Here is a 16,965-nt window from a genome sequence, read left to right as displayed (position 1 = left end):
GTGTGCCGCTGGATACAGTGGCGACGTGCAGGCCGATGCGGGCGTACTGCTGGCCGCCGTGGGTCGACTGCGGGGCCGCTGGACGCTGCACATCGTGCACGCACTGCTCGACGGACCCGCCGGCTTCAACGACCTGCGCCGGGCCGTCCCGGCCGTCGGGCCGAGCACCCTGGCCCGCCGGCTCGGCGAGCTGGAGGCGGCCGGCATCGTCAGCCGTACGGTGATCGACACCACCCCACCGGGCACCCGTTACGCCCTGACCGCGACCGGCATCGGGTTGCGCCCGGTCCTCGCCGAGCTGGCGGCCTGGGCCGGCGACACCAGCGACCCGGACGTCCGCGACCGCCAGCTCGACGGTCTCCTTGCCCTGATGCAGGAACGCTGGATGCTGGAGCTGCACTGCGCGCTGCTCGTCGGCCCACGGCGCTTCACCGACCTGGCCCGCGACACCGGCGTCAACCAGGTCACCCTGACCCAGCGCCTGGCCGACCTGGAGCAGCGCGGGCTGATCCAGCGGCTCGCCGACGGCAGCTACGCCTTCAGCGCCGCCGGCGAAGGCTTCCACCGGGTCGGCGAAGCCCTCGCTGACTGGGCGGCGGCCACCTCGGGCACCGCCGCCGACCGGCAGGTCAGGGCACCAGGCCCCGGAAGTTGACCATCAGCTGGGTGGGGCCCTGCCGGGACCAGTAGAAGACGTACGGCCGTTGCGGCAGCAGCGGGGCGTCCTGGATGCCGACGGCGACCCCGGCGGTCGGGTCGATACCGAGGGCGTCCGTACCCTCCTGCGCCGACCAGGTCCACTGCTGCTGCGGCGTGAACCAGTTGCACTCGATCACGCCACCCTCCAGATCGACGGTGAACACGTACGGCCGCTGCCGCACCAGCCGAGTGTCCGCGACGGCGACCGCACCGGTGCGCCGCAGATAGACCACGGAGCCGGGACCACCCTGCGCCGTCCACTTGTACTCGCTGCCGGTCCAGCTCAACGCGTACATGATGCTGAGGTTGCCGACGAAGGCGGACGGGAACGTTCCCTCGCCCGGTGCGCCGAGCATCGTCACGGCGCCGACGCCGTTGGTCGCCCCGGCGTTCGGGAACGGCGCCAGACCGTGGTTGGTCCAGGCCCAGGAATAGCCGGTGTCCGCGCCGCGCCACAGGTTGCCCTGCCGGTCGAGCAGGAACGTCTGGGCCCGGTCCGGGCCGGCGGCGGTGGTACGCAGGTTGGCGACGCCGACCACCCGGCTGTCCCGGAGGTTGTCGAACGTGCCGGTACGCGGGGTGCCGTAGTTGAGCCAGTCGCCCGTGCCGCTGATCCAGTTGTGCAGCCACAGGTTGCCGTCCGAGCCGACCACGAAGGTCTGCGGCACCTGCGGCCCGTCCGGAGTCTGCTGGACCGTGAGGACGCCGACTGGCGTGCCGACCCGGACGCCGTCGAACGGGAAGCCCAGGTCCTGCCAGAGCCATCTGTCGCCGGTCCACCGGTTGACCCACAGGTGCCCGTCGGCGGTGCTGACGAAGGCGTACGGGTAGTCCGCCCCGTTCGACCTGTTCTGGACCGTGATGGCCCCGACGGCTTTGGCGATCGGGCTGCCCGACGGCACGCCACCGAACCCGGTCCAGATCCACTGGTCACCGTTCCACCAGTTCAGCCACAGTTCACCGTCGACGACGTTGAACACGTACGGCCGCTGTTTGGCACCTGGAGCGTCCCGCACCGCGACCGCCCCGACGAGCAGGATCGAGGTGGGGTCCGGCACCGGTGAGCCGAGCCGATCCACCTGCCACACCGCTTGCGATACGGCCGCCTGCGGCGCGGCCGTCGCGGCAAGTGGCGTCAGGCCGGCGGCCAGCAGTACGCCGGCCAGGATGGCGGCCAGCGTGCGCCGCCGCAGTCGTCGTCGATGTGTGCGCAGCATGGCGACCAACCCCTGTCTTCGTCGCGGCGGTCGGTTCGCGCGCACCTCTCGCGCATCGGCGACCGCCGCCGGTACGCCAGATGCTCCTCGCACCGGTACGCCGACACCGTCGTCACATCGACAGAGTTGACAATCAGCCGATGCCGTTGACACCCGGAACGACGGGCCGAACCACGATGTCTACACAGACGACTGTCAGGACAGGACACCCGGGTAGCCGGCCGCACCGGCTGAAAGTCCGTTACGTCGCACCGGAAGGAGCACCGACCGGCCGGCCCAGTTCTGGCACAGTGTGGCGACGACGATCGTCGAATCCCCGCAGCAACGCTCGCCGACGGAAGGACGACCCATGCCAGAACGTACCGGCCGGATCGACCTCTCCGACGAGGAGCCGACTCCTCGGGCGGACATTGTCGTCGATCATTCGTCGCGACGGCGGACGACAGGTCGGCCCGGGGTACAGCTGAACCTTGCCGACGTCGAACGGCCCAGCAGCGACGCCGAAGTCCGGCTGCGCCGACATCGGGTCGACCGGGACGACTGACCAACGGGTCAGATGATGTACACCCGCTCGTGCTCGCCGTTGGGGTGGCGTACCAGGATGCTGCCCTCGCCACGGTCGAGCAGATCCTCGACCACCTGATAGATCTGCAGGGCCCGGTTGATCACGTCGGTCTTCGACAGGCCGGTCGTCACGCTGATCTTGTCGAGCGCGTCCGCCGAGCGTGGCGTCAGGTTGACCGTCACCCGGACGAGCCCGCCTGCCCCACCTGGCGCGGCAGGCGGTGGCGGCTCGGGCGCTGCCGGAGAACCGTGCGGAGGATCGGTGTGCGGTGAGCTGGTGGCGGGTTCCCTGACCGCCGCAGGGCGACTCTTAGAGCTCATGACAGTTCTCACCTCCGTCGGCGGCGGTACGCCCGACCGGGTGCGCCTTCCGGCGCGCGGTCACGGTTCACCGCCACACTGATTGCCTTGTCGACCATACGTCCATGAACGCATGAAGCCACGGCTCACCGCCATCTCGACCTGGGTGGTCAGATGGGCCGGCTCCCGCGGATGGGTCAGGTCTGGCGCGACCTCGGCGTCTGCGTACTATCACCACGATGCATGTAGCAATGCTGCCCCTCAAGCTGGTAGTCGTCAAGTTGCACGCAGGTACCTCGCTATCCATCGATCAGCGGAACACCTCTCCCCTGAAGGTAGGATACATGCCTGGTAGATAGCAGGGTACAGCTTCGCATCACCGGCCAAAACCGACATTGCCGGATCGCCACCGACCGCCGTACCCTAGCAAAGGCCAGCCCATTGTTTGCCCAGCAGTGTGCATGTCTGCCAGTTCATGACCATCAGATGCTACTCGCTTAATGCTTACATCACTCACATGCTGCTAACGTGAGAGCAGGTCGGCTGGATCACCGACCTGGAGGTGGCCGCGCAGACACCTCCACCCCGCCGATCAGCGAGGTGGCACGATGGCAGCACGAGCCAGGGTGACCCGGTCGATCGACCTGCAGAGTGAGCCCGCACCAAAGGATCCGTACATCGGCCGCACGCCCACCACCGTGGACATCAAACTCGGCGTCCGGGACATCGTGCGACTGTCACTGGGTCTGCGGACGGCGGACCGCCTCCAGGGTTCGCTCGCCTTCGGCGTCATCGCCAGTCTCGCCCTCGCCGCCAGCGCCATCTTCGCCACGATCAGCATCGCCGCCGATGGCGGCTACGTCGCCACCATGCTGACGGCGGCCGCAGCGTTCCTGATCATGCTGGCGGCCGGCATGACCTTCAACTGGCACACCGTCGAACGCATCCGGCGCAGCGTCACCGAGACCGCCGCCACCAGCGGCAGGACCGACAGCCGGCGGAGTCGGCGAGCCCGCAGGACCCGGCGGAAGAAATAGCACCACGCTGCTAACGTCGCCGTTCGTGGAGACACCGCAGAAGTCGTACCGCCCCGCACCGGACGCGCTGATGCTGGTCGGGACGGTCACCGCACTGCTCGGCTTCCTGCTCCCCTGGTTCAAGGCCACGGAACGTCGCCAGTGGTGGTACTCGGGCTGGAGCTACCTGACGGTCAGCAGCGGGGGCGGCTGGGTCTGGTGGGTCGTGGTCTTCCTGGCCGTCGCGATTCTCGCCAGTCTCTGGGCCCGGCGCAGCGTCGAGCTCGCTCTGCTCAGTGCCGGCGCCGCCGTCGCCGGCCTGTTCATGGCCGCTGCCGTCGTCGCGGTGACCCTCGGCGGCCTGCCGGAGCGCAGCAACATCAACTGGGTCGGGGAACTGCCGTTCGGGCTCGGCCTACCGCTGATGGCGGTCGGGTTCGGCGCCACCGCCGCCGGGGCGCTGGCCGCCACCCGCCGCTGACCTGGGCCGCCACCCGCCGCTGACCGGGGCCGCCACCCGCCGCTGACCTGGCAGCGGCCCGGGAACTGGTCAGCCCTTGAACGCCCCTTCCATGATTCCCTGCACCAGGCGCCGGCCGACGAAGACGAACAACACCAGCACCGGCAACGTGGCCAGGAACGAGCCGGACATGGCCAGGCCCAGGTCGATGTCCCGGTTGTTCTGCAGTGCCTTGATGGCGATCTGGACGGTGTAGCGCTCCGGGGACTTCAGCACGATGAACGGCCACAGGAAGTCGTTCCACGCGTAGACGAAGCCGAACAGGCCCAGGATCAACGCCGCCGGGCGGACCACCGGGAAAGCGATGCGCCAGAAGATCTGCCAGGTCGTCGCCCCGTCCACCCGGGCGGCGTTCATCAGCTCGTCGTCGACCACGTTGCCGATGTGCTGCCGCATCCAGAAGATGCCGAACGCGCTCACCAGCCCGGGGACGATCAACGCCTGCAGGGTGTCCACCCAGTTGAAGCGGGACATGATCAGGTACTGCGGTACGACGGCGAGCTGGGTCGGCACCGTCATCGTCAACACGACGATGAGGAACAACGTGTTGCGGCCCCGGAAGGACAGCTTGGCGAAGGCGAACCCGGCCAGCGCGCAGAGGAATGCCTGACCCACGCCGATCGAGGTGGCCACGACCAGGCTGTTCATCAGCGCCTGCACGAACGGCACGATCTCGAAGACCAGGCTGGCCAGGTGGAAGAAGTTGCCGCCGGGCAGCACACGCGGCGGCAGGTTGTACGCGGTGGCCGAGTCGGTGGTGGCCACCACGAACATCCAGTAGAGCGGAAACACGCTGAAGAACACCATGCCGCAGAGCGCCACGTACACGGCCGGGTGGATCCGGTTGGCGCGACGCCGCCGGTGCGGCGTGCGCCCGCTGGTCGAGGGGGCGGGGTTCATGGGCGCTCCGAGCGGATCCGGGTGACCAGGAGGTAGTTGATCGCGGAGATGATCACGACCATCACGAAGAGCGCGACGCCGATGGCCGCGCCGTAGCCGAAGTGGAACCGGCCGAAGGCCTGCTCGTAGAGGAACAGGGTGAGGGTCTGACACTGGCGCGCCGCGCCGCAGGTGAGTCCACCCACCGGGTTGGCCAGCAGCGGCTCGGTGAAGATCTGCAGCCCGCCGATCGTCGAGGTGATGACGGTGAACACGATGATCGGCCGCAGCGAGGGAACGGTGATGTGCCGGAACTGCTTCCAGCCGTTGGCGCCGTCCACTGCGGCGGCCTCGTACAGGTCGCGGGGCACCGCCTGCAGTGAGGCGAGGTACAGCAGGGTGTTGTAGCCGGTCCACCGCCAGGCGACCATCACCGCGATCATGAAGTGGCTGCCCCACGGCGACGCGGTGAAGTCGACGTGCTCGAATCCCAGCAGCCCGATGAGCCAGTTGAGCAGGCCGTAGTCGCGGTCGAACAGCTGGGCGAAGACGATGGTCGTCGCGGCCACGGAGGTGACGTAGGGGACCAGCATCGACATCCGGAACAGGGTGGCCGCCCGCAGCCGTACGTGGTTGAGCACGTGCGCCATGCCGAGCGCGATCAGCAGCTGCGGAACGGTCGACAGCAGCCAGATGCTGAACGTGTTGCGCAGTGCACCCCAGAACCGTGGGTCGTCGACGAGGTCGGAGAAGTTCTTCAGCCCCACGTAGCTGCGTTCGCCGATCGGATTCCAGTCGAACAGGGCGATGTAGAACGTGAACAGCAGCGGGAAGAGCCCGAAGACGAAAAAGAGCAGAAAGAACGGCGCGACGTACACGTACGGCGCCAGTCGTTCCCGTACGCCCTGCTGGATGTGACGGGACCGGCCCGGCCGGCCGGCGGTCCGGCGAGCCGTGGCCGGGCTGAGCATGGTGGTCACAGCGCTCACCTTCCGTGACACGCGGCGGCCGGCCGGATGCTCCGGCGGCCGCCGCACGTGGGTCGTCTGCTCAGCCGCGGAGGGCGTTCCTGACGTTGGTGAGCGCGGTTTCCCACGCCTCGTCGGGTGCGACCTGGCCCTGCTCCACGCTGGTGAGCGTGTTGAGCAGTTCGGTGCCGATGGTGGCGTCGTCGGGGCCGATGTAGAACGGCTCGATGTTCACCACGGACTCGGTGTAGATCTGGCCGATCGGCGCGTCGGAGAAGAACGGGTCGGTCTTCGCGATCAACTGCGGGTTGGTGTAGACCGACGGCGTGGTCGGCAGCGCCCCGTGCTCCAGGAAGTGCGCGAGCTGGCCCTCGGGTGACTGCATCGTGGCGATGTAGTCCCAGGCCGCCGCCGGGTTCTGCGCCCGCGCGGGGATGGCGAGGTAGCTGCCGCCCCAGTTCCCGGATCCACCGGGAATGGTGGCGACGTCCCATTTCCCGGCGCTGTCCGGGGCGTTGGTCTTGATCGCGTTGAGCATCCAGGACGGTGCCGACATCACCGCGAAGTCGCCCTTGCTCATTCCGGCGGTCCAGCCGGGCGTCCAGGAGGCGATCCGACCGGAGATGCCCGCCTCGTACATCTCCAGCGTCAGGTCGAACGCCGCCTTGACCTGCGGATTCTTGTCGTACGACAGCTCGCGGTCGGCGTCGTAGTAGCGTTCCGAGCCCTGGTTGACCGCTTGGAAGAAGATGCTCGTCGGAGTGTTGTCCAGGAACGGTTTGCCGGTTGCCGCGACGTACTGCTTGCCGACCTCCAGGAACGCGTCCCAGGTAGGCCACAGTTCGGAGACCTCGTCCCGGTCGGTGGGCAGGCCGGCGGCGGCGAACAGGTCGGTCCGGTACGCGATCGCCATGCCACCGACATCCGTCGGTATTCCGATGACCTTGCCGTCCTCGGTGGTCGACTGCGAAATGACCCAGTCGAGGTAGTCGCCGGTCATCTGGTCGGCGCCGGGCGTGGTCAGGTCCACGAAGTTCTCCGGGGCCTGCATGAACTTCGGCATGTTGTCGCCCTGGATCAGCACCAGGTCGGGCACCTTGCCACCGGCCAGTGCGGCGGTGAGCGCCTGGGCTGTTTCGCTGGTGTCGCCCACTTCGGTGAGCTTGACCTCGATGTCCGGATGGTCGCTGGTGTACGCATCGACGGATGCCTGCTGGTTGATCCCGGTGAACGACCAGAACTCGAAGGTGTTCGGGTCCGATGATCCGGAGCCGCCTGACCCTGGCGTACAGCCGGCGGTCAGGATCATGGCCGCCGCCGCAGCGACGGCGGTGGCGGTGGTGACGACGCGCTTAAAGCGGCCCTCCATACGGTGGTCGTCAACTGCGGCGGCTTGAGCGATTGTCGTGATCACCCCTACGCGCAAAACATTGACGAACGTTAACATCCCCAGACTGGGAGTGACGTTAGTCAATACAGTCCACCTCGTCAACGCATCGGTGCCGGGCCCCTGGCCGGGCACCCGTACGCCGCCCCGGACCGGACGGGGCGGCATAACTGGTTGCCGCCTGATCAGGCGGGTCGGCATAGTCCTGCCGTGATCGAGGCACTGACATCCGGGCTGCTCGCCGGCTACGGCATCGCGATCCCGGTCGGCGCGATCGGGGTCCTGATCGTCACCCTTGCCGCACAGGTGTCGCTGCGCCACGGTGCGGCCGCCGGGCTCGGCACCGCCACCGCCGACGGGCTGTACGCCGTCGCCGCCGTGGTCAGCGGCGCGGCGATCGCCCGGCTGCTCCAACCGGCAATCGGCGTCCTGCGGGCCGCCGCCGCCGTGGTGCTCGTCGCGATCGCCGTACGGGGAATCCTCACCGCAGTGCGGGCCCGTCACGCGGCGGCCGACGCGACGCAGCCGGTGCCGACCGGGTCGGCCGCCCGGACGTACGCCGTCTTCGTCGGGCTGACGCTGCTGAACCCGATGACCATCGTCTACTTCGCCGCCCTCGTGGTCGGCTACCAAGGGCACACGGCGGATTCGGCCGATGGTCGAGTGCTCGTCGGCACGGTGTTCGTCGTGGCGGCGTTCGTCGCCTCGGCGAGTTGGCAACTGCTGCTGGCCACCGGTGGCGCGATCCTCGGCCGCGTGCTCACCAGTCCACGCGGCCGGCTGATCACCGCACTGGTCGGCAACGGCATCATCGGGCTACTCGCCGTCCGCCTCGCCTGGCAGGCGGTCAGCTAGGTCCGGTAATCGGTCAGTTGAGTCGTCAACGGTTCCGGTCGAGCATCGCCCGCAGTTCAGTCGCGAGGGAGACCGCGGCCTCGATCTCGACCTTGCGGATCGACACGCTCTCCACGTGGAAGCCGAACGGCAACCCGAGACGGCGGCAGAAGTCGAGCAGGTCACTCGCGTTGCGCAGGCACTGGGCGTACGACTCGGCGAGTGGGTCATCGGCGCGCCGCAGCGCGTTCTCCAGCCAGCGGGGAACGTCGACGCCGAGCCACTGGAGAAACGACAACGTCTTGAGCGACCCACACACCGACATGGTCAACACGACCGTACGCGGCGCCACACCTCGATCGAGGCACGCGTAGTAGTAATCCGACAACATGCTCTTGGTCGCATCGACGTCGTAGACGACCTGGGAGATGAAGAACGCGCAGCCCTGCTCCTGCTTGGCCAACATGCGCAGGTGCTCGTCGCGGCCACGGGTGTACCGCTCGGTGATGGTCACCGCGCCGGCGAATAGATCCGGCCGAGTCTCACGGCGTACCTCGTGCGCCCGGGTCAGGCTGGTGTGCACCGGCTTGTCGCGCGACGACGAGCCGACGAAGACCGCGCCGACCTGGTCGGTGTCCGCCGACGTCAACCACGACCGCAACTGCGACTCCTGGTACTTCCCGACGCAGCGGTAGATGATCACCGGACGTCGCCAGGCACCGAGGTGTTCGGCGTGGAACTCCGCCGGGTCGGCGGTCGGCAGGTACGGGAACGGCCGTTCGTCCGGGTTACGGTCCGCCTCGTCGTCGATGTCGTAGAGCACCAGGGCGTCGAGGTCGAGCGACGCGAGCCGATCCAGGGTGACCTGGGCGATCTCGCGCATCCGCTCTGGTGCGGCGTCGCGACGCGGCGGGGTGATGCCGAACAGCAGCAGCCCGTCCGACCCTCCGCCGAACAGCGAGTGGGGTGTGTGGGCCATGTCGGCGAGAATATCGACCGGCGATCGGCCCTCAACGACGGAGAGCACCTGGATGACGTCTCGCACCCGGGCCGGGTAATCACGAAGCATCGACTTCCCCGGCTGGAGTGCTTCGAACTCCTCGCCGTCCACCACCTTGATCCATTGAACGCCGGTGTCCGACTGGTTCTGCGCCGTCCAACCCTGCGTGCGGAGGTAAAAGGCAAGCTCCGCTGGCGACCGTGCGGCCAGTGCAGCGCGGTCGGGGACCTGTGCATCGATCACTTGGGCATTCTCCGTGCCTGGGAGGCGGTGCTCGGCTGAACCACCTCGTCGATGTGAGGCTGAGATACCGAATGATTGCGGCGTAGGGTATCTCAGCCTCACATCGACGCAGACCCCCAGCGGGCAGGGGGCGTCAGGTTGCGGGTGGGTGCAGGCGTAGTGCGGTGACGGCGGCCCGCAGGTCGGCCGCGGTGACGAGACAACGGGTGTTTTCCGGACCTTCGCGTACGTGCACCGCGCAGTGGGACGCGGCGAGCACGACGATCACCGTCTCGCCGGCGTAGTGCGCCGCGAGCAGCGACAACAACGGCACCAGTCCGTCGTCCGGTTCAGCGTCGTCGACAGCAGGACCACCGTAGACCGCAGGCGTCGGCGCGGATTGCGGTACGGCGATCGGGGTGCCCGGCTCGGCCGGCACCGCCGCGTTGGTGTCGACCGACAGATACTCGACGGCACGGGCCAACGCCTGCCCGATCGTGCGCCGGTCCGGGTACGCCTTGAGACCGAAAGCCGCGCCGGACGCGCCGGCCGCACCGGGCGGGGCGAAGTAGGCACCCCACGACACCCCCTGCACCTGGTACGGCGTACCGGCGTTGTGCCGGTGGTCGGCGACGGTGACGACCAGGGCGAGCCCAAGCCCGTGGGCGAGGGCGAGCACCCGCGCCAGCGACGGCGCGTCGGGCTCGGCGGCGTACAGCAGCAGCCGGCCGCCGGGGTGGCCGTTGGCGACGTCGGCCAGGTACGCGGTGAGCGGGTCCTGCCCAGGGTGGTCGAGGGTGGTCCAGCCGTGCCACAGCTCCTCGGGGTAGACGCGGGCGTGGTCGTCGAGCGGCGTGAGCTGCGCCAGGCTGACCGGCTGTCCGCGTACGGCCAGACCACCGAGGTGTGCGGGGAGCCGGTACGGCGGTGGCACCTGGTGGATGGGTTTACCGCCGGGCTGGCTGCCGATCTGCGGTGCCACGGCGGAGCCGGCGGCGGGCACGGCCCAGTTGAGGTGCCGCGCCCAGTGCTGCCCGTCGGTGACGGTGACGACGACGCCGTGCCGGATCTGGGCGGTGTCGCCGCAGCTGAAGCAGCGCAGCAGGCCGGAGCCGTGCCGGCCGCTGAGCCCGGCACCGCCGCAGTGGCGGCACTGCGGGTCGGCGGTGGCGGCACCGATGGTGCAGATGCAGCGGCGCAGCCCCTGCTCGGGTACGCAGTACGGGCACGGTTCGTACGGGATCGCCGGCCCCTGCCAGCTGGGCGGCGGCGGTTGCCACGAGCGGGCGAGCTTGTCGACCGTACGGCGGCGAATCTGACCGGTCTGACCTTCGGTGAGTTCCTCGACGACGGCGACCACCCGCAGGCTGGTGTGCCACCAGCGTCCGTCGCGCCAGATGGCCTGCGCGCCCGGGGTCGGCGCGCCGGTGACGAGGGTGGTGCAGTCGGCGATCATGCGGCGTTCGAGCTGGTCGAGGTCGAGTTTCGGCGGTCCGATCGGCAGGCCGCCGCGCTCGTTGGGGTGCAGGAAGTGGGCGGGGGCGTCGCGGCTGCGGTCGGCGAGGCCGGCGGCCAGGCCGGTGAGGTCGGCGGCGGCGATCGCCGCGTCGAGGGTGTCGGCGCCGGCGATGCTGCCGGCGAAGGTGTCGCCGACGTCGGTGTCGGGCAGTTCGAGGCGCAGCTGCCAGCGGTGGCGGCCGTCGCCGTACGGGTCTGGTCGGGTTTCGACGACCAGGTCGAGGCAGAGCAGTTCGGCGAGGGCGCAGAGTTCGCCGAGGTGGCGGGCCGGTTCGGGGCGCGGCGGCCGGGTGGTGCGGCCGAGCCAGACCCGCCACGGGTACGTGGCACGCTCGGCGATCGCGGCGGCTTCCAGGGCGTGCCGTCGCGCGGCGGGCAGGTCGGGCCGCCACTCGTGGGGCAGGCTGAGGCTGCCGGCGTAGATGACGCGGTCGGGGGCGTCCGGTTCGTAGAGGTGCGCGGCGTCGACCCGGCCGGCCAGGTCGGTGACGACGGCGTCGAGGTCGAGCAGCCAGTCACCGTCGCGGCGTACCGGGTCGAGCGCGCCGGGCACGACGGTGACGGAGGCGACGGCGGCGGTGTCGACGTTGGCGACGGTCAGCACCAGTTGGGCGCGGCGGCGGCCGAGCCCGCCGCAGGACAGGCAGGTCGTGCAGGTCGCGCCGGTGCCGCCGCAGACCTGACAATCGCGGTACGCCGACCCGCCCGGGGGTGCGCTCGACCGGTCGTCGTCGACGATGAGCGTGTCGCCGTACCAGGTGCAGCTGCACCGGTGGGAGGTGACGCCACCGCCGTCGCAGCTGGTGCAGTCGACGACGGTGGCGTCACTGTCGTTCTGGTCGGTCACCGGGCGGCACCCGCCCTGTAGTGGACGGCGGCCTGACCGATCGTGGCCTGCTGGGCTGCGGCCTGCTGGGCGGCGGTGTGGTTGGCGGCGGCCTGGCTGATCATGGCCTGGGTGGTCTGCCAGCGGCGCAGTGCCTCCTTGATCCGGTTGTTCTGCTCCCAGGTGCGGTCCAGCTCGGCGTACAGGATCCCGAGGTCGTGGGCCACGCGGTCGAGGAACGCGCTGACGTCGGCCGGGTCGAGGCCGCGGGTCGCGACGCCGGCCGGGCGGAACCGCTGGTTGCGCACCTGCCAGGGCCGGATCGGCCGGTACGCCGCCGAGCGCATGTTGGTGCCGGGCACCCGGTGCACGCCGGGGCTGCTGCCGGCCGGCCACTGGCTGGGTGGGGTCGACGCCATCCGTCGGCGTCCCCAGCGGACCCGGATTCGTTGCCACATCCTGCGCATCATCGATGCTCCTCCCCTGCTGCGTGTGCTGATGTGCCTACTGGATGGGGGTGGCCCGGCCCCTTGCCGACTCGGGCAGGGCCACCCCCGCCCCGATCACCGCAGCCCTCCTTGGCGGTACGGCGACCGGGGCAGATCATGGGTTGCGATTACGTGCGCTGTGTCAGTGCCGGGTCAGGCGCAGTCGCCCAGGTCGGGGCGCGGGCTGGTCGGTCCGGTCGCGCTCCAAGCAGCGGTACGGGTGCCGAAGCGGCTGCTCGGGTCGTCGTCAGCGGACCGGTCGTCGGGCACGGGCACGGGCGCGGGTACAGGTGCGTCGTCTGGCAGTCCTCCGGGGCCACTGCCCGGGTCTCGCCAGTCCGACCCGCACTCCCGCCACCGGTCGTCGTCCATCTGGGTCATGGTGGGGCTCGCCTCCCATCAGTTGGTGATGCTCGCTCGTGGATTCAGCGTATGATTAGACATTCGTCGACGCAGATGTAAGGGCTGTCAAGTTGACGGGGTTGACGCCCGTCAAGTCCTTAACTTCTCCGCATGCGGTTGGCTGCCATGGCGGAGATACAACAAATGCTCGGCGGGATCTCGCGTCAGCGTGCATCCGAGATCGTCAAACGGCCCACCTTCCCTGCACCCCTGGATTCCCTGACCACCGGGCGTATCTGGTCCCGCGAGGCGGTTGCCGAGTGGATCATGCAGCATCGCCCTTCCCAACTCGACGATTAGCTTTCGATCTTGTGGCCGACCAACGCTGTCTGTCGTCATCGACTAAACCGGCTCAGCACCGCAAGAGGACAGACCACAATGGTTAACTCCTCCCTGTTAACCCCTGTCGTTCCCGGTCCAGGTGAGGCATCATGAGCGTGACCGGACGGAGGCGGGATGAACGCGCTCAAGGCAGCACGCGAGTCGCGCGGATGGTCGCAGGCACGGCTCGTTCATGAAATCGCTCGGCGGCGCGCCGCCGCTGGCGCAGCTACGGCCACGCGGGCAAGCCTCAAGGTCTACGTTTCCGAGTGGGAGAACGGTCGACGGTCGGTCAGCGACGAGTATCGCGCGGTCCTGCGAGCGATTTTCGGGCTGACCGACGCCGAGCTGTTCGGACCGACCGCAACGCCAGGCGAGACGCTGGACAACGCGTACTCCGAGTTGGCCAAGCGCATCGAGGCGTCCAAGTCGGTCGACGTCGGGTTGGTCGGCGTGCTGACGCAGCAGACCGAGCTCTTTCGCTCCATCGATCGCCAGATGGGCGCTCCCACGCTCGGCGATCAGATGCGCACCCACGTCGAGACGCTGGAGAATGCCCTGGCGTACTCCGTACTGCCGGCTGCGCGACGGCCCGTCGCGCGGGCGCTCGCCGGTGCCGCGACGCTGGCCGGCTGGCAGGCGCTCGACGTCGGCGCGGTCGACCGCGCCTGGCGCTGCTACGAGTTGGCGCGACGAGCAGCGGTCGAAGCCGCGAGCCCAGCACTGGTCGCGCACGCCATGGGCGAACAGGCGTACGTCCTGGTCGATGCCGGAAAGCCGGAGCTTGCCCGCGCGCTGATCCTGGAGGCGTTGGCCGTGGCCGAGCGGAAGGCCCCCGCCCGGCTGCTGGCTTGGCTGCATGCCGCCCACGCCGAGTTCGCCGCGATGCTGTCGGACGCACCGGCAACCCACGCCGCACTCGACCGGGCCGCCGCGACACTGCCGAGCGGTGCGGAAATGCGAGACGAGGAGGTCGCCGGAATCTTCCTCAACGAGGCCCACCTGACCCGCTGGCGCGGTAACGCCCATGCCCTACTGGGTGAAGGCGCAGCGGTCGAAGACCTGCATGCCGCCCTCGCCGCGATGGACGGCACCTTCACTCGCGCCGAGGCCGGTCTCCGGATCGGTCTCGCTCATGCCCACCTGGCCAGCGGCGACCTGCGCGAAGCCGAGCAGGAAGCACGACGTGCGCGGGCGCTGGCCAGCCGGACCGGATCGCTGAGGAACCAGCGACGCCTCAACCAACTGATGACCCGAATCACCGCAGTTGTCTAGCCCTTTGGTACGCCGAACGCCAGCACGTGTAGCAGTCCGACGATCGAGCCGGAGCCGAGGATCTCGTTCCGGTCCAGCAGCCCTCGGATACTGGCGAGTGGCACCCACGCGACCTCGCCGGCTTCGTCAGATGCCGCTGGCCGGTTGATGAACGTCGCCCCCTCGGCGTAGTAGACGTCGTGCGGCGAATCGATCATGCCGACCATCGGCTGATACGAGATCAGGTGCCGCATGGTCGTCGGCCGCCAGCCGGTTTCCTCCTCGACCTCGCGGGCCACGGCTACCGCCGGGCTCTCGCCGTCGTCGACGATGCCACCGGGAAGCTCCCAGCCCCACTGGTCCGACACGAATCGGTGCCGCCACAGCATCAGCACCTGGTCCCGATCGTCGACAACGACGCCGATCGCAGCCCGAAACAGCCGTACGACGTGATGCTCGAACCGCTCGCCGCCGGGCGGCTGGACGTCGACCAGGTCAAGGCTGACCCACGGCCGCCGCTCATACACGGTCCGCGCCCCGAACACCTGCCAGCGATGGGCATCGGACTGCTCGGGGCTGGTGCCGTCGTCGGTCCGACCCCACAGCAGCCCATCGGCTCCACCCGTCGCATCGCCCATACCGGCCAGCCTATCGACGCAGCCGTTCACACCAGCCATGCGCCCGATCCGCAACAAGGACGTCGAACGTTGGACCTCACACGGCCATATCCATGTAGGGGAATGAACTGCACCGTCCGAAGTAGCCATGGAGAGGATGCGAACTCATGTCCAACCCCGGAAAGTCTGGGCGTAGCCCGCCGCAACATCGTCAAGGCGCCGTTCGTGCTCGCCGCACTCGGAGCACCCAGCCGGAACTGGCTGCGCACCGCCCTCGACCGAGTGATCCCCACTACCTTGGCGACTGCCATTGGCGGCGATACTGAATCTCCTCCACAAGAGCCCGGGCTGGGACGTGCCGACGGATCACGTCGATCAGCGATCGATGACACGCGCGAGCGTGGTCCTTGTCAGTATCATGCGGTCTTAGCAACTCTATGATCACCTTTGGGCCGCACCAGTCCCACGTCACCTTTCAATCAGGCAACGAGATCGCGCATGCCCAGGTCAGAGACACCTCATTCAACTACACAAGGCCCTGGCACCATGGCCGATCTCATTCAGCCGATGGCGGTCGCCTCCGTTTTCGCACCAGGACGGAAACCTCGTGAAGAAATAGATATAGAACCAGTATCATTGTCGGCACTGCACCCCATGCGCGCCACGAGCCTTCAATGATGATTTCTGGAAGCAGGCAAGCCCCCAGCAGGAGCATCACACCAGTTGTGATCACCCCACTCTTCGAGTTCTCGCGTTTCACCATCGCCAATTCCTCCTATATTTCCTCATCGGGCACGAGGTTCGCGACGTCCCTCGAGTCAAGTTGTAAAGCGACCCACATATTACATTCTGCGCTTTCGCGCGATTGTCATGCGTGGAATCCCTCCAGAAACGACCGGCAGTTTTTGCATTATCCCAGTCGCCGCCAAAATACGCCTGGAAGGCAGCCTTTCCAATTCCCGAAGATGCTTTCCTTGCACAATTCTGCCATCCCTACCTGCAGTTTTTCCACTTCGCCTTCGTGAATCTCTTCTTTGCCTTCCAGGAAGCCTTTCCGAACTTATAGGCGAACCGGGCGCCCTTATATGCAGCACCACCGGGAACGACCCAGGCAGCTAGAGAAACATGAGCATGGATCGTCTCGCGGTGACTGCCGGACGGACGACAGGACGAGGTTATTACCCATTTCCAGGTTCGACAATTACGTCCGTCCAAATCGAATGAATTCACCGGGTCGCCACACACGTACTCGTAGGCATTGCAACTGCCGCCATACACAGGGTCGACGGTGAGGAAGCGTCCGGCGGTCGTGTTGTAGAGGCGGACGCCCATCAGGATCAGGCCGGTGGCGGGGTCGGTGGCGCGTTGTTTCGCGCCCAGCCAGCCGTAGCGTTCGCTGCCGATGGCGTCGGGGTTACGGGGGGTGCCGTACTCGCTGGCATCCGTGGTGGCCGACAGACCGGCATCGTCGGGGAGGATGGTGGCGACCATGTCGCCGTGCAGGTTGGCCAACCGCCACGTCACCTGCCCGTTGTCGCTGTTCCAGATACCACCCATCCCCGACACACCGGCCACGATCCGCGTCCAGGTGTCGACGTTCTCCTGGGTCCAGGCCGGGTTGTCCCCGTCGTCGTCGTAGTAATGCACCGTCGTCACCGGCGTGCCGTCAGCGGTGTCGGTGAACGACCGCACCCGCTCCCCGGTGACATCCAAGGCGTAGTCGACCGTGCGACCGCCTAACAGACCGTGCCGTCGATGGCCATCCAACCCAGATGTTCAGTTCCGCTCTGTGCCGATGAGTGTGACAAGCCAGAGCGGCACGCTGCAAACCAGTCCAATCCAGATCACGGTCTCCCAGGCAATAATCTCGAATTCGGCCAGCACTATACATATCACCCAAACAACAAGACCGAACAGGAAGATGGCCCACTTG

The 16,965-nt window shown here is 68.1% G+C and carries 18 protein-coding genes; 8 read left to right on the top strand and 10 right to left on the bottom strand.

All coding sequences use genetic code 11. From position 1 onward, the window contains the following. The first annotated feature begins 25 nt into the window (after positions 1-25). The gene (locus tag ACN28F_RS21935; protein WP_289209790.1) at positions 26-655 is read left to right on the top strand and encodes a winged helix-turn-helix transcriptional regulator; all 630 of its coding nucleotides are present in this window, start codon (positions 26-28) and stop codon (positions 653-655) included. Here ACN28F_RS21935 and ACN28F_RS21930 read toward each other — a convergent pair. Next, positions 630-1,916 carry a hypothetical protein gene (locus ACN28F_RS21930; RefSeq protein WP_421359505.1) on the bottom strand — a complete coding sequence of 429 codons (1,287 nt, stop codon included), beginning with the start codon at positions 1,914-1,916 and terminating at the stop codon, positions 630-632. The two genes, ACN28F_RS21935 and ACN28F_RS21930, sit on opposite strands and share 26 nt — an antisense overlap. Before the next feature lie 349 nt (positions 1,917-2,265). Here ACN28F_RS21930 and ACN28F_RS21925 point away from each other — a divergent pair, with 349 nt between their 5' ends. Next, positions 2,266-2,460 (top strand): hypothetical protein, encoded by a 195-nt coding sequence (locus ACN28F_RS21925; RefSeq protein WP_289209788.1) that lies wholly within the window; start codon positions 2,266-2,268, stop codon positions 2,458-2,460. 8 nt (positions 2,461-2,468) lie between these two features. On the opposite strand, the gene ACN28F_RS21920 is transcribed toward ACN28F_RS21925, so the two are convergent. Beyond that, positions 2,469-2,663: a hypothetical protein gene (locus ACN28F_RS21920; protein WP_421359503.1), complete on the bottom strand. Its 195-nt coding sequence runs from the start codon at positions 2,661-2,663 to the stop codon at positions 2,469-2,471. 725 nt (positions 2,664-3,388) lie between these two features. Between ACN28F_RS21920 and ACN28F_RS21915 the strand changes: the two genes are divergently transcribed. Together ACN28F_RS21915 and ACN28F_RS21910 are read left to right on the top strand one after the other, a co-directional pair. Further along, complete coding sequence (locus ACN28F_RS21915; protein ID WP_282229209.1) at positions 3,389-3,817, top strand: hypothetical protein; 429 nt, start codon at positions 3,389-3,391, stop codon at positions 3,815-3,817. Between the two features lie 25 nt (positions 3,818-3,842). Continuing rightward, on the top strand, positions 3,843-4,277 hold the full coding sequence (locus ACN28F_RS21910; RefSeq protein ID WP_289209786.1) for a hypothetical protein: 435 nt from the start codon (positions 3,843-3,845) through the stop codon (positions 4,275-4,277). Positions 4,278-4,346: 69 nt separating this feature from the next. On the opposite strand, the gene ACN28F_RS21905 is transcribed toward ACN28F_RS21910, so the two are convergent. From ACN28F_RS21905 to ACN28F_RS21895, 3 genes are all read right to left on the bottom strand, one after another. Beyond that, positions 4,347-5,216, bottom strand: a complete 870-nt coding sequence (locus ACN28F_RS21905) for a carbohydrate ABC transporter permease (protein WP_289209785.1) — start codon at positions 5,214-5,216, stop codon at positions 4,347-4,349. Next, positions 5,213-6,166, bottom strand: a complete 954-nt coding sequence (locus ACN28F_RS21900; RefSeq protein ID WP_289210851.1) for a carbohydrate ABC transporter permease — start codon at positions 6,164-6,166, stop codon at positions 5,213-5,215. The genes ACN28F_RS21905 and ACN28F_RS21900 overlap by 4 nt, the downstream gene beginning before the upstream one ends. 79 nt (positions 6,167-6,245) lie before the next feature. Continuing rightward, positions 6,246-7,532 carry an ABC transporter substrate-binding protein gene (locus tag ACN28F_RS21895; RefSeq protein WP_421359501.1) on the bottom strand — a complete coding sequence of 429 codons (1,287 nt, stop codon included), beginning with the start codon at positions 7,530-7,532 and terminating at the stop codon, positions 6,246-6,248. Positions 7,533-7,760: 228 nt separating this feature from the next. Here ACN28F_RS21895 and ACN28F_RS21890 point away from each other — a divergent pair, with 228 nt between their 5' ends. Beyond that, positions 7,761-8,405, top strand: a complete 645-nt coding sequence (locus ACN28F_RS21890) for a LysE family transporter (protein WP_421359499.1) — start codon at positions 7,761-7,763, stop codon at positions 8,403-8,405. 25 nt (positions 8,406-8,430) lie between these two features. Here the strand turns inward: ACN28F_RS21890 and ACN28F_RS21885 are convergent, their stop codons facing one another. Beyond that, positions 8,431-9,363 (bottom strand): methylenetetrahydrofolate reductase, encoded by a 933-nt coding sequence (locus ACN28F_RS21885; RefSeq protein ID WP_421359498.1) that lies wholly within the window; start codon positions 9,361-9,363, stop codon positions 8,431-8,433. Between ACN28F_RS21885 and ACN28F_RS21880 the strand changes: the two genes are divergently transcribed. Next, positions 9,355-9,666, top strand: a complete 312-nt coding sequence (locus ACN28F_RS21880; protein WP_421359496.1) for a hypothetical protein — start codon at positions 9,355-9,357, stop codon at positions 9,664-9,666. The two genes, ACN28F_RS21885 and ACN28F_RS21880, sit on opposite strands and share 9 nt — an antisense overlap. 94 nt (positions 9,667-9,760) lie before the next feature. Here ACN28F_RS21880 and ACN28F_RS21875 read toward each other — a convergent pair whose 3' ends face one another. Together ACN28F_RS21875 and ACN28F_RS21870 are read right to left on the bottom strand one after the other, a co-directional pair. Beyond that, entirely contained in the window at positions 9,761-11,971 is a 2,211-nt protein-coding gene (locus ACN28F_RS21875; RefSeq protein ID WP_289209781.1) for a hypothetical protein, read from the bottom strand. Continuing rightward, positions 11,968-12,297 carry a DivIVA domain-containing protein gene (locus tag ACN28F_RS21870; RefSeq protein WP_421361473.1) on the bottom strand — a complete coding sequence of 110 codons (330 nt, stop codon included), beginning with the start codon at positions 12,295-12,297 and terminating at the stop codon, positions 11,968-11,970. The genes ACN28F_RS21875 and ACN28F_RS21870 overlap by 4 nt, the downstream gene beginning before the upstream one ends. A gap of 654 nt (positions 12,298-12,951) precedes the next feature. On the opposite strand from ACN28F_RS21870, the gene ACN28F_RS21865 reads away from it, so the two are divergent. Both ACN28F_RS21865 and ACN28F_RS21860 read left to right on the top strand, forming a co-directional pair. Beyond that, positions 12,952-13,140, top strand: coding sequence for a hypothetical protein (locus tag ACN28F_RS21865; RefSeq protein ID WP_289209778.1), 189 nt, complete (start codon positions 12,952-12,954; stop codon positions 13,138-13,140). 156 nt (positions 13,141-13,296) lie between these two features. Beyond that, positions 13,297-14,436 (top strand): XRE family transcriptional regulator, encoded by a 1,140-nt coding sequence (locus tag ACN28F_RS21860; RefSeq protein WP_289209777.1) that lies wholly within the window; start codon positions 13,297-13,299, stop codon positions 14,434-14,436. Here the strand turns inward: ACN28F_RS21860 and ACN28F_RS21855 are convergent. Next, positions 14,433-15,053 carry an NUDIX hydrolase gene (locus tag ACN28F_RS21855; RefSeq protein WP_289209776.1) on the bottom strand — a complete coding sequence of 207 codons (621 nt, stop codon included), beginning with the start codon at positions 15,051-15,053 and terminating at the stop codon, positions 14,433-14,435. The genes ACN28F_RS21860 and ACN28F_RS21855 overlap by 4 nt on opposite strands. Before the next feature lie 972 nt (positions 15,054-16,025). Next, positions 16,026-16,724 carry an RHS repeat-associated core domain-containing protein gene (locus ACN28F_RS21850; RefSeq protein ID WP_421359493.1) on the bottom strand — a complete coding sequence of 233 codons (699 nt, stop codon included), beginning with the start codon at positions 16,722-16,724 and terminating at the stop codon, positions 16,026-16,028. Positions 16,725-16,965 lie beyond the last annotated feature (241 nt).

This window comes from Solwaraspora sp. WMMA2101 (assembly GCF_049179175.1).
Taxonomy (GTDB): Bacteria; Actinomycetota; Actinomycetes; order Mycobacteriales; family Micromonosporaceae; genus Micromonospora_E.
The sequence above is the reverse complement of the archived record's forward strand: the minus strand, read 5'-3'. Positions and strand labels throughout refer to the sequence as shown.